The 12,149-nt window shown below is 73.3% G+C and carries 10 protein-coding genes and 1 tRNA gene; 7 read left to right on the top strand and 4 right to left on the bottom strand.

Annotated features, from left to right (window positions below):
- Window positions 1–42: 42 nt before the first annotated feature.
- Window positions 43–1,200 (bottom strand): MFS transporter, encoded by a 1,158-nt coding sequence (locus ACI790_RS19525; RefSeq protein WP_456571449.1) that lies wholly within the window; start codon window positions 1,198–1,200, stop codon window positions 43–45.
- A 498-nt stretch (window positions 1,201–1,698) separates the two neighbouring features.
- Window positions 1,699–1,774: transfer RNA gene (locus ACI790_RS19520), tRNA-Lys, on the bottom strand.
- Window positions 1,775–2,077: 303 nt separating this feature from the next.
- Here ACI790_RS19520 and ACI790_RS19515 point away from each other — a divergent pair.
- The 4 genes from ACI790_RS19515 (at window position 2,078) to ACI790_RS19500 (ending at window position 5,178) form a co-directional block, all read left to right on the top strand.
- Complete coding sequence (locus tag ACI790_RS19515; protein WP_456571448.1) at window positions 2,078–3,262, top strand: L,D-transpeptidase; 1,185 nt, start codon at window positions 2,078–2,080, stop codon at window positions 3,260–3,262.
- 76 nt (window positions 3,263–3,338) lie between these two features.
- Window positions 3,339–3,740, top strand: a complete 402-nt coding sequence (locus tag ACI790_RS19510) for a hypothetical protein (protein WP_456571447.1) — start codon at window positions 3,339–3,341, stop codon at window positions 3,738–3,740.
- A gap of 66 nt (window positions 3,741–3,806) precedes the next feature.
- Window positions 3,807–4,886 (top strand): exo-alpha-sialidase, encoded by a 1,080-nt coding sequence (locus tag ACI790_RS19505; RefSeq protein WP_456571446.1) that lies wholly within the window; start codon window positions 3,807–3,809, stop codon window positions 4,884–4,886.
- Between the two features lie 10 nt (window positions 4,887–4,896).
- Complete coding sequence (locus tag ACI790_RS19500) at window positions 4,897–5,178, top strand: ubiquitin-like small modifier protein 1 (RefSeq protein ID WP_456571445.1); 282 nt, start codon at window positions 4,897–4,899, stop codon at window positions 5,176–5,178.
- A 16-nt stretch (window positions 5,179–5,194) separates the two neighbouring features.
- Here the strand turns inward: ACI790_RS19500 and ACI790_RS19495 are convergent, their stop codons facing one another.
- Window positions 5,195–5,437 (bottom strand): hypothetical protein, encoded by a 243-nt coding sequence (locus ACI790_RS19495; RefSeq protein ID WP_456571444.1) that lies wholly within the window; start codon window positions 5,435–5,437, stop codon window positions 5,195–5,197.
- A 161-nt stretch (window positions 5,438–5,598) separates the two neighbouring features.
- Entirely contained in the window at window positions 5,599–7,389 is a 1,791-nt protein-coding gene (locus ACI790_RS19490) for an AMP-dependent synthetase/ligase (RefSeq protein WP_456571443.1), read from the bottom strand.
- A gap of 126 nt (window positions 7,390–7,515) precedes the next feature.
- Between ACI790_RS19490 and ACI790_RS19485 the strand changes: the two genes are divergently transcribed.
- The 3 genes from ACI790_RS19485 (at window position 7,516) to ACI790_RS19475 (ending at window position 12,112) form a co-directional block, all read left to right on the top strand.
- Entirely contained in the window at window positions 7,516–8,658 is a 1,143-nt protein-coding gene (locus ACI790_RS19485; RefSeq protein WP_456571442.1) for an acyl-CoA dehydrogenase family protein, read from the top strand.
- Window positions 8,659–8,735: 77 nt separating this feature from the next.
- Complete coding sequence (locus tag ACI790_RS19480; protein WP_456571441.1) at window positions 8,736–9,950, top strand: acetyl-CoA C-acetyltransferase; 1,215 nt, start codon at window positions 8,736–8,738, stop codon at window positions 9,948–9,950.
- An 11-nt stretch (window positions 9,951–9,961) separates the two neighbouring features.
- Window positions 9,962–12,112, top strand: coding sequence for a 3-hydroxyacyl-CoA dehydrogenase NAD-binding domain-containing protein (locus ACI790_RS19475; protein ID WP_456571440.1), 2,151 nt, complete (start codon window positions 9,962–9,964; stop codon window positions 12,110–12,112).
- Window positions 12,113–12,149 lie beyond the last annotated feature (37 nt).

Below are 12,149 nucleotides of genomic sequence, written 5' to 3'. Positions count from 1 at the left end.
GCGCCCCCTCCCACCCACGTGGGAGGGGGCGCCGCTGCGTCGTCACAACCTCTGGGCGCGGGCGACGGGCAGGAGGCGGAGGGCGAGCAGCGCGGTCACCGCGCCCGCCACGGCCAGCGGCAGCGGCGCCGCCGTCGCCCGCGCGGCCACCGCCATGACGTAGGGCGCGGCGAACCCGAGGTAGGCGCAGGCCAGGAACAGCGAGGTCAATGCGCCGAGGCGGGCCGGCGGGGCCAGCCGCGCGGTGAGCGTCAGCCCGGCGGCGAGGCACAGCCCGCCGCCCGCACCCAGCAGCGGAGCGGCGACGACCAGCCAGGGCAGTGCACCCGTCAGGGTGAACGACGCGGCGCAGCCGAAGCCGAGCGCGCCGAGCGCGGTGCCGACGACGGCGGTCCACGTCCCCAGCCGACGTTGCAGGCCGGCGACGACCGTCCCGGCGCCGAGGGTCACGCCGGCCAGCACGCCGGTGACCGCGACGCCGGCGTCGGGCAGGTCCGCCAGCAGCGGGACGGCGGAGATGATCGTGGACGGGAAGGCGTAGACGCACACCGCCACCGGCGCGAGCACGGTCACCAGCAGCACGCCGTCACCCGGCCGGATCAGCGGTGCGGCGGGTGCCGCGTCCGTCCCGGTCGGCCGGTTCCGCTGCAGGTCGACCGTCTCGGGCAGCCGCAGGGCGAAGGCCAGCCCGACGGCGACCAGCACGGTGTGCACCAGGTACGACAGCACGGTGGGCCACGGCGCGTACTGACCGAGCAGCCCGCTGGTGAGCGGGCCCAGCGAGAAGCCGGCGGTCATCGCGAAGGCGGCTCGCCGCCCGCCGGCGCCTTCCCCGGACGCGAGCGACAGCTCGCCCACCCAGGCGCTGCCGACGCTGAAGACGATGCCGCTGACGACCCCCTGGAGGAAGCGGGCGCCGAACAGCAGGGTCAGCGAGTCGCCCGCCGCCGCGAAGGCGAGCGAGGCCAGGCCCGAGAGGACGATGCCGGGGATCGCGACCTTCCGGCGGCCGAGGCGATCGGACAGCGGCCCGGCCAGCAGGAGGGCGGGGACGAGCCCGGCCGCGTAGCAGCCGAACAGCGCGGTGAGCACCTCGGCCGAGAGGCCCAGTCGCTCCTGGTAGACCAGCAGCAGGGGGGTGGGGACGTTGGTGCCCGCTGCCACGGCGAAGAGCGCGAACACGGCGCGCTTCCAGATCACCGGGCGACCCTACGGCCCCGTGCCCGTCGGCCCGCCCCCGTCGCGGCGCGTCGCCACCCGAGGGTGGGAACGACGGCGCGGCGACGCCCGGGGGCGTCGCCGCTGGTCAGGGCGGGGACGTTGCGCGATTGGGAATCCGGACCCGCTGACCGGGAGTCGGCGCGGCGACGCGCGCGTCAGGCCGCCGCACTCGGCCGGAGGAGGCCGTCCGCCGGCTGGGCGCCGGCCGCGGGACGCGCCGATGGTGCGTTCAGCTCGGCCCAGCGGCGCGCGCAGCGGATCCGCCACCACCGGAACAGCCGCTCGGCCATGTCGCGATACTGGCGTGTCCCGTAACCGCGGTGCAAGCAACTCGCCACGGTCAGTAGCGAATTGGTACGGCGACGAGGGTGGACGCCTCGGTGGCGCCGTCCCGCGCGGGTGCAGTCGCCCCCGCCGGTCCCGGACGCGGAACGACGAAGCGGCCCCGCCCCGGAGGGCGAAGCCGCTGGTCGATCGTGGTGCGCCATCAGGGACTCGAACCCCGAACCCGCTGATTAAGAGTCAGCTGCTCTGCCAATTGAGCTAATGGCGCGGTGCGCCCGGCGTGCCGGGGCAACGAGGGAGAACGATACCAGCGCCGCGGCCGTCCGCCGGTGGCGGGGGAGCGTGCTCTTCGCCACGGCTCCTCGCCGGATGCTCGCGTGGCCACGCCGGGTCTGGTCCGGGAGGGCGACGTGCAGGAACGGCACCCCACGGGCCCGAGCGCAGCGTCCGCGGATCGTGACCGACCGCACTCTCCGGCGTCGTCCCGGCGTGGACACTGGTGGGGATGTTCCCCGTCATCTTCGGGCGGGGTGGGGGAGAGGAATCGGAACTGGTGCGACGGACAGCCGCAGTGATCGCCACCGGGGCGCTGGTCTTCCTGGCCGGGTGCAGCGGGCAGGACGCCGGCGGGTCCGGCGACCGGGAGGCCCCCGCGGCCGAGCCGGCGACGATCGAGCTCGCGGTCGCCGACGGGGCGGTCGACGTCTCGCCCGTGGTCCCGCTGGAGATCTCGGTGACCGACGGGGAGCTGGCCGAGGTGGCCGTCACCGACGGCGCCGGGACCGCCGTGCCCGGTGCCGTGACCGACGAGCAGGCGGCCGGCGGGGACGCCCCCGCGGACGACGGCGCGCAGGTCTGGACGCCGGAGACGCCGCTCGCCTACGGCACCAGCTACACGCTGAGCGCCACCGCCACCAACGCCGACGCGGAGGAGACGACGGCGACGTCCACCTTCACGACGGTCGACCCGCAGACGCTCTCCACCCCGGGCATCGGCCCCCTCGACGGCCAGACCGTCGGCGTCGGCATGCCGATCCGCGTCTACTTCGACGAGCCGGTCGCCGACAAGGCCGCCGTCGAGAGCCACCTGCGGGTGACCAGCACGACACCCACCGACGGCGTCTGGAGCTGGTTCAGCGACAGCGAGGTGCACTTCCGCCCGTCGACCTACTGGCCGGCGAACATCGAGGTCACCCTCGACGCCGACCTCTACGGCGTCGACTTCGGCGACGGCGTGTGGGGGGAGAAGGACCGCTCGGTGTCCTTCTCCGTGGGCGAGCGGCACGTCTCGGTCGCCGACGCGGCCGCCCACACCATGAAGGTCTACGACGGCGACGAGCTGGTGCAGACCTACCCGATGAGCGCCGGCGGGCCCGACTTCCCGAGCCGCAACGGCGCCCACGTCGTCACCGAGCTCAACCGGAACCGGGTCATGGACTCCAGCACCTACGGCACCCCGGTCGACAGCCCGGACGGCTACCGCACCCCCGTCGAGTACGCCGTCCGGCTGAACGACAACGGCGAGTTCGTGCACGCGGCCCCGTGGTCGGTCGAGCAGCAGGGGCGGGAGAACGTCTCGCATGGCTGCATCAACCTCTCCACCGAGCGGGCGAGGTGGTTCTACGAGTTCTCCCGGCCCGGCGACGTCGTGGAGATCGTGAACTCCCTCGGACCGACGCTCTCGGCCGCCGACGGCGCCATCTACGACTGGGCGATCCCGTGGGACGAGTGGCAGGCCGGCAGCGCCCTGACGTGAGCGCGCGCCGCCCGGTGACGGCGTTTCGCGCGCCTGACCAGGGGCATTGACCTCCCCGACACCGAGGAGGATTGCCGTGGACACCTGGCTGATCGTGCTGATCGTCGTCGTGGTTCTGGTGCTGCTCGCCCTGGCGGCGCTCGCGTACACCAGGGGTAACCGTTCCTCCCGGGTGCGCCGGACGGCGCAGCAGCGCGACCAGGCGCGGGAGAACCTCCAGGAGGCGCAGGTCCGGGCGGCCCGCGCGGACAAGGAGCAGGCCCTCGCCGAGGAGCAGGCGGCCCGAGCCCGCCGGGAGCTCGCCGAGGTGCAGGAGCGCGCCGCGCGCGCCGAGCAGGAGGCCCGCAAGCGTGCCGCCGGCGCCGAGGAGGACCGCTCGGCCGCCGAGCGGCTGCGGGCCGAGGCGGAGCGGCTCGCCCCCGACGTCGTCGCCGACGGGCAGCACCCCCACCCCGAGGGCGGCGCCACCCGTCGCTGAGCCCACCGCTCAGTTCTCGCCCCGGCCGCGGTCCTACCCCCGAGACCGCCGAACCGGAGGGGTGCCATGACCGATCTGCTGGCCATCGGGACGCGCAAGGGGCTGTGGCTGGCCCGCAGCGACGACGACCGCCGGACCTGGACCCTCGACGGGCCGCACCTGCTGTCGCAGGAGGTCGCGGCGGTGTCGATCGACACGCGCCAGGCGACGCCGCGGCTGCTCGCCGGGGTGCAGTACGGCCACTGGGGGCCGAGCGTCACTTGGTCCGACGACCTGGGCGGGAGCTGGCACGAGACCGACTCCGGCGCGATCCGCTTCCCCGCGGACACCGGCGCCGCACTCGGCCGGGTGTGGCAGCTGCGACCGGACACCGCGGACCGGACGGACGTCGTCTGGGCCGGCTGCGAGCCGCAGTCGCTGTGGCGCAGCACCGACGGCGGCTGCAGCTTCTCGCTGGTGCGCGGGCTGTGGGACCACCCGCACCGGCCCACCTGGGAGCCCGGCGCCGGCGGGGGAGCGGTGCACACCGTGCTGCCCGACGCCGCCACCGACCGGGTCACGGTCGCCATGAGCACCGGCGGGGTGTACGTCAGCGACGACGGCGCGACCGGGTGGACGCCGCGCAACCGCGGGATCAGTGCGGTGTTCCTCCCCGAGCCGCCCGAGTACGGCCAGTGCGTGCACAAGGTCGCCGTCGACGCCGGCGATCCGCGCCGGATGTACGCGCAGAACCACTTCGGCGTCTTCCGCACCGACGACGGCGGCGGCTCGTGGACGTCGATCGCAGCGGGGCTGCCCGCCGACTTCGGCTTCCCGATCGCCGCCTCGCCGGCCACGCCGGGCACCGCCTGGGTCGTCCCGCTGGTCGCCGACATGCAGCGCGTGCCCCCGGACGGCCGGCTGCGCGTCCACCGCACCCGGGACGCCGGCTCCAGCTGGACCGAGGTGGGTGCCGGACTGCCCGAGGATTCGTGGACCGCCGTGCTGCGGGACGCGTTCTGCACCGACGACCACGAGACCACCGGCCTCTACGTCGGCACCCGGGACGGCTGCGTCTACGCCAGCGCCGACGAGGGCGACACCTTCACCACCGTGGCCCGGCACCTGCCCGACGTGCTCGTCGTCCGGGCCGCGCGGCTGCCGTGAGGAGGGCGGCATGAGCGTCGAGGTGGTGCTCCCCGGCGCGCTGGCCGACCTGGCCGGGGGTGCCCGGCACGTCGACGTCCAGCCCGACGGCGCCACGCTGGCGGCGGTGCTGGACGCGCTGGCCGACCGGCACCCGGTGCTCGGCCGCCGGATCCGGGACGAGGCGGGCGCGGTGCGCCGGTTCGTCAACGTCTACGTCGACGGGGAGGACGTGCGCTGGCAGGCCGGGCTGGCGACGGCGGTACGCGACGGCGCCGTCGTCCAGGTGCTGCCGTCGGTCGCCGGCGGCTGACCCGGGCGAGGGTGGGTCAGAGCGCGGCGAGGGTGGCGCAGTTGGGGCAGAGCTGGGTGTCCTCGTAGCCCTCCGGAGGCCACGGCAGCTGCTCGTCGATGGAGACGTAGGCGCCGCACAGCGCCTTGCGGCTCTGCCCGCTCACCCGGCCGATCGTCGCGTGCGCCGGCCCGATCTGCCGGGGCGCCAGGCCTTCGGCCCCGAAGGAACCGACCATGACGACCGCGTGTGCCGTGCCGTACGCGTAGACGCTGGTCATGCCGACCAGGGTCCGAGGCTTCCGCCCGCTGCGCCACCACCGCCGGGCACGTGTCGGCCGCACCCGTCACAGCGGTCCCACCCGTCGCCGATCGGGGCAGAAATGCGGGAGGGCCCCCGTCCGACGGTGCGGACAGGGGCTTTCCGGACGGGCCGACCGGGTCAGCCGGCGTAGATCCGCTCGACCTCGCCGGCGAACTCCTTCATGACCACCGACCGCTTGAGCTTCAGCGACGGCGTCAGCTGGCCGCCCTCCACCGTCCACTCCACCGGGAGGATCTCGAAGGACCGGATCGACTCCGCCGTCGACACCTGCTTGTTGGCGGCGTCGACGGCGGCCTGGATCTCGGCCCGCATCTCCGGGTCGTCGACCAGGTCCGCCAGCGGGGTGTCCGCCGGGCGCCCCTTGCTCTCCAGCCAGGCCGGCAGCGCCTCGACGTCGAGGGTGATGAGGGCGCCGATGAACGGCTTGTTGTCGCCGACGACCATGCACTGGCTGACCAGCGGGTGCGCCCGGATCTTGTCCTCGAGGACGGCGGGGGAGACGTTCTTCCCGCCCGCCGTCACGATGAGCTCCTTGATCCGGCCGGTGATGGTCACGTAGCCCTCGTCGTCGATCTCGCCGATGTCACCGGTGGCGAACCAGCCGTCCTGCATCGTCTCGGCCGTGGCCTGCGGGTTGTTCCAGTAGCCGGTGAACACCTGCGGCCCGCGCACCTGGATCTCGCCGTACTCGGCGATCCGGACCGACGACCCCGGTGCCGGCCGGCCGACCGTGCCGACCTTCAGGGCTTCGGGGCCGCTGACGGTGGCCGGCCCGGTGGTCTCGGTCAGGCCGTAGCCCTCGAGGATGGTGACGCCGATGCCGCGGAAGAAGTGGCCCAGCCGCTCACCCAGCGGCGCACCGCCCGACAGCGCGTACTCCACCTTCCCGCCCATCGCCGCGCGCAGCTTGCCGTAGACGAGGGCGTCGAACAGCTTGTGCTGCAGGTTCAGGCCCAGCCCCGGACCGCCGGTGTCCTGCGCCTTCGACCACGCCACGGCCACCCGCTCGGCGCGGTCGAAGATCGCGCCCTTGCCACCGGCGTGCGCCTTCTGGCGGGCGCCGTTGTAGACCTTCTCGAAGACCCGCGGCACGGCCACCAGGAAGGTCGGCTGGAAGGTGCCGAGGTCGGCCAGCAGCTGGGCCAGGTCGCCGGTGTGCCCGAGGCGCGCGCCGTTCTGCACGCAGCTGACCTCGATGATCCGGGCGAACACGTGCGCCAGCGGCAGGAACAGCAGGGAGCTGGCGTCCTCGGCGCGCATGGCCGGGATGACCGTGGGGGCCAGCTCGGCGACGTAGAGCAGATTGCCGTGGGTCAGCTCGCAACCCTTCGGCCGCCCGGTCGTCCCGGAGGTGTAGATGATCGTGGCCAGCGTGTCCGCCGAGAGCGTCGCCCGCCGGTCGGTCAGCTGCTGCTCGGGCACCTCGTCCGCGCGGGCCGCGACGGCGTCGAGGTCGCCGGCGTCGATCTCCCAGACGTCGCGCAGGCCGGGGATGCCGTCCCGCACCGACTCCACCAGCGCCCGGTGGGCGCCGGTCTCGACGACCACGGCGACGGCGCCGGAGTCCGACAGGATCCACTGCGCCTGCTCGGCCGACGACGTCTCGTAGATGGGGACGGCGACGCCGCCCGCCGTCCAGATCGCGTAGTCCGCCAGCGTCCACTCGTACCGGGTCTTGCTCAGGATGCCGACCCGGTCGCCGGCACCCACCCCGGCGGCGATCAGGCCGCGGGCCAGCGCGGAGACCTGCTCGGCGAACTCCCGGCTGGTGACCGGCACCCAGCTGCCCCCGACGTTGCGGCTGAAGGCCGCGCGGTCCGGGGAGGAGGCGGCGTGCTCGGTGACGGCATCGGGCAGGGCGGCGGTGGGCGGGATCTGGAACGCGGTGGGGCTGGAGTACTCCTGCACGGACGGGCTCCTGACGGTGGCACGGCGACTGTGACGTGGCGGACAAAGATACAGAACGAGTGGTCTGTATGTTCGGGTTCCCCGTGCGGTGATCGCCGGGGGATCCACGAACTACCGGAGGTTGCTGTGCAGTCCGCGCTCTACGAGGCCGAGCACGAGTCGTTCCGCGCGATGCTGCGGGACTTCCTGGCCAAGGAGGTCGTCCCCCACCACGAGGAGTGGGAGAAGGCCGGCGTCGTCGACCGCTCGGTGTGGCTCCGGGCCGGCGAGCAGGGCCTGCTGGGCATGGACGTGCCCGAGGAGTTCGGCGGCGGCGGGGTCAAGGACTTCCGCTACAACGCGATCCTCTCCGCCGAGATCAGCCGGGTGGGGGCCAGCGGCCTCGGCTTCACGCTGCAGAACGACGTCGTCGCGCCGTACCTGACCGCGCTCACCACCGACGAGCAGAAGCAGCGCTGGCTGCCCGGGGTGGTCAGCGGCGAGATCATCACCGCGATCGCCATGACCGAGCCGGGCGCCGGCTCCGACCTCCAGGGCCTGAAGACGACGGCCCGCCGCGACGGCGACGAGTGGGTGCTCAACGGGAGCAAGACGTTCATCACCAACGGCATCAACGCCGACCTGGTCATCGTCGTCGCCCGCACCGATCCCGAGGCCGGTGCCCGCGGCTTCTCGCTCCTCGTCGTCGAGCGGGGCATGCCGGGCTTCGAGCGCGGGCGCAACCTCGACAAGGTCGGCCTGAAGGCGCAGGACACCGCCGAGCTGTTCTTCGAGGACGTGCGCGTGCCGGCGGCCAACCTGCTCGGCACCGAGGGGCACGGCTTCTTCCACCTCATGGAGAACCTGCCCCAGGAGCGGCTCTCCATCGCCGCCGGCGCCGTCGCCTCCGCCCGGATCGTGCTCGACCTGACCGTCGAGTACTGCAAGGACCGCACCGCCTTCGGCAAGCCCATCGGGAGCTTCCAGAACACCCGCTTCCAGCTCGCCGAGATGCACACCGAGGTGACGGTCGCCGAGACCTACCTGGAGAAGGCGATCCTCGAGCACAACGCCGGGCGGTTCACCGCCGAGGACGCCGCGATGGCCAAGTGGTGGACGACGGAGCTGCAGAAGCGCGTCATCGACCGGTGCCTCCAGCTGCACGGCGGCTACGGCTACATGCTCGAGTACCCGGTCGCCAAGGCCTTCGTCGACTCGCGCATCCAGACCATCTACGGCGGGACGACCGAGATCATGAAGGAGATCGTCGGCCGCTCGCTCGGCGTCTGACGCCATCCATCCCGCCCTGCGCTTTATCGCGATAAAGCTCGGTGCGGTCACCACTCGAACGAGACGAGAGGACGAGCATGACCGCCGAGGCGTTCATCTACGACGCCGTGCGCACCCCGCGCGGCAAGGGCAAGAAGACCGGTGGGCTGCACTCGGTCAAGCCGATCAGCCTGACCACCGGTCTGATCGACGCGGTCCGCGACCGCAACCCCCGGCTGGACCCGGCGCTGGTCGACGACATCGTGCTCGGTGTCGTCTCCCCGGTCGGCGAGCAGGGCGCGGTGATCGCGCGGACCGCCGCGCTGGCGGCCGGCCTGCCGGACACGGTGGCCGGCGTGCAGATCAACCGGTTCTGCGCCTCCGGCCTGGAGGCGGTCAACCTGGCCGCGCAGAAGGTCCGCTCCGGCTTCGAGGACCTCGTCCTCGCCGGCGGCGTCGAGTCGATGTCGCGGGTGCCCATGGGCTCCGACGGCGGCGCGTGGGCGATGGACCCCGAGACCGCCGCGCGGACCGGCTTCGTGCCCCAGGGCATCGGCGCGGACCTGATCGCGACCCTCGCCGGCTGGAGCCGGGAGGACGTCGACGCCTACGCCGCCGAGTCCCACGCCCGCGCGGCCAAGGCGTGGTCCAACGGCTACTTCGACCGCTCGGTGGTCCCGGTGACCGACCAGAACGGCACCGTCGTCCTCGACGCCGACGAGCTCGTCCGCCCGGGCACGACGGTCGAGTCGCTGGCCGCGCTGCCCTCCGCGTTCGCCGGGATCGGTGACATGGGCGGCTTCGACGCCGTCGCGCTGAACGAGTACCACTGGGTCGAGCGGATCGACCACGTGCACACGGCAGGCAACTCCAGCGGCATCGTCGACGGCGCCTCGCTGGTCGTCGTCGGCACGGAGGAGGCGGGCACCCGCAACGGGCTGACCCCGCGCGCCCGCATCGTCAGCACCGCCGTCTCCGGCGCCGACCCGGTGATCATGCTGACCGGCCCGGCCCCGGCGACCTTCAAGGCGCTGGACCGCGCCGGGCTGACCGTCGACGACATCGACCTGGTCGAGATGAACGAGGCCTTCGCCGCCGTCGTCCTGCGGTTCATGGCCGACACCGGCTTCAGCCACGAGCAGGTCAACGTCAACGGCGGCGCGATCTCGATGGGGCACCCCCTGGGCGCCACCGGCGCGATGATCCTGGGCTCGCTCGTCGACGAGCTCGAGCGGCGCGACCTGCGCTACGGCCTGGCCACCCTGTGCGTCGGCGGCGGCATGGGCATCGCCACCGTCGTCGAGCGAGTCTGAGGAGATCTTTCGTGAGTGACAGCACCATCCGCTGGGAGGCCGACGCCGACGGCGTCGTCGTCCTCACCCTCGACGACCCCGCGTCGTCGGCGAACACCATGAACGACGCGTACGTGCGGTCGATGGGCGAGACGATCGACCGGCTCGAGCGCGAGAAGGAGACCATCCGGGGCGTCGTGCTGACCAGCGCGAAGAAGACCTTTTTCGCCGGCGGCAACCTCGGCAGCCTGATCCAGGCGACGCCGGAGACCCGTGACCAGGTCCTCGCCCAGGTCACCCTGGTCAAGAGCCAGCTGCGCCGGCTGGAGACCCTCGGCCTGCCGGTGGCGGCGGCGATCAACGGGGCGGCGCTGGGCGGTGGCCTGGAGATCGCGCTGGCCACCCACCACCGCGTCGTCCTGGACGACCCGAAGGTCAAGCTCGGCTTCCCCGAGGTCACCCTCGGCCTGCTGCCCGGTGGCGGCGGGATCGTGCGGTCGGTCCGGCTGCTCGGCCTGACGACGGCGCTGCTCGAGCTGCTGCTCCAGGGCCAGCAGGTGCGGCCGGACAAGGCGCTGAAGCTCGGGCTGGTGCACGAGACCGCCGCCGACCGCGACGAGCTGCTGGCCAAGGCCCGTGCCTGGGTGCTGGCGAACGCCGGCGCCGCGCAGCCGTGGGACACCAAGGGCTACAAGGTGCCCGGTGGCACCCCGTCGTCGCCGTCGCTGGCGGTGAACCTGCCGGCGTTCCCCGCGAACCTGACCAAGCAGCTGAAGGGCGCGCCCTACCCGGCGCCGTACGCGATCCTCTCCGCCGCGGTCGAGAGCCTGCAGGTCGACGTCGACACCGCGTTCACCGTCGAGGGGCGCTACTTCGTCGACCTCGTCGTCGGCCAGATCTCCACCAACATGATCCAGGCGTTGTGGTTCGACCTGAACCGGATCAACGGCGGCAACTCCCGGCCGGAGGTGGCGGAGACGTTCCGTACCGCCAAGGTCGGCGTGCTCGGCGCCGGGATGATGGGCGCCGGCATCGCGCACTCGTTCGCCAAGGCCGGGGTGGAGGTCGTCCTCAAGGACGTCAGCACCGAGGCCGCGGAGAAGGGCAAGGCGCACGTCGCCGGGCTCGTCGGCAAGCAGGTCTCCCGGGGCCGCATGACTCTGGAGAAGGCCGACGCCTTCCTGGCCCGGATCACCCCCACCGGCGACGCCGCCGACCTGGCCGGCTGCGACGTGATCGTGGAGGCCGTCTTCGAGGACACCGCGCTCAAGCACCGCGTGCTGAGCGAGGCGGAGGCGAACGCGGCGCCGGGTGCGCTGCTGGCGTCGAACACCTCGACGCTGCCGATCACCGGCCTGGCCGAGGGCGTGCAGCGACGGGCCGACGTCGTGGGCATGCACTTCTTCTCGCCGGTGGACAAGATGCCGCTGGTCGAGCTGATCGTGGGGGAGCAGACCTCGGACGAGGCGCTGGCCCGCGCGTACGACGTCGTCCGGCAGATCGGCAAGACGCCGATCGTCGTCTCCGACAGCCGCGGCTTCTTCACCAGCCGGGTGTTCGGGACGCTCGTGCTGGAGGGCGCGGCGCTGCTGGCCGAGGGCCTGGCCCCGATGAGCATCGAGCGGGCGGCGCTGCGGTCCGGCTTCCCCGCCGGCCCGCTGACGCTGCTCGACGAGGTGACGCTCACCCTGCCGCTGAAGATCAACGAGGAGGCGGCGCGGGCCGGGTCGACGGCGGAGCACCCGGGGCTGGCGGTGCTGCGGGCGCTGGTCGAGCACGGCCGCACCGGCAAGTCCGCCGGCACCGGCTTCTTCGACTGGCAGCCGGAGAAGCGGGTGTGGCCGGGGCTGGCCGACCTCTTCCCGGCGAGCGACGCGGTGCCGTTCCGCGACGCCCAGGAGCGGCTGCTGTTCGCCATGGCCGTCGAGACGGCGCGCTGCCTCGAGGAGCAGGTGCTGCGCACCGTGGAGGACGCCAACATCGGCTCGATCATGGGCATCGGGTTCCCGCCGCTGTACGGCGGCGTCCTGCAGTACGTCGACCAGTACGCGGGCGGCGTCGCCGGCTTCGTGGCCCGCGCCGACGAGCTGGCCGACCGCTACGGCGAGCGGTTCCGCCCTCCGGCGCTGCTGCTGGAGCGGGCCGTGCCCGCCGGCAGCCTGCGCGCGGCCGCGTCGGTCTGAGCACGCGGACGGGGGAGCGGGGCGTCGCCGGAGTGCG

The sequence above is a fragment of the Blastococcus sp. SYSU DS0539 genome (assembly GCF_054050855.1).
Note: the sequence above shows the minus strand (reverse complement) of the source record. Positions and strands in the feature narration are given on the sequence as shown.

Coding starts and splice junctions, on each gene's coding strand:
- ACI790_RS19480 (WP_456571441.1), top strand. CDS start 8,736: ATGACCGCCGAGGCGTTCATCTACGACGCCGTGCGCACCCCGCGCGGC.
- ACI790_RS19495 (WP_456571444.1), bottom strand. CDS start 5,437: ATGACCAGCGTCTACGCGTACGGCACGGCACACGCGGTCGTCATGGTC.
- ACI790_RS19500 (WP_456571445.1), top strand. CDS start 4,897: ATGAGCGTCGAGGTGGTGCTCCCCGGCGCGCTGGCCGACCTGGCCGGG.
- ACI790_RS19505 (WP_456571446.1), top strand. CDS start 3,807: ATGACCGATCTGCTGGCCATCGGGACGCGCAAGGGGCTGTGGCTGGCC.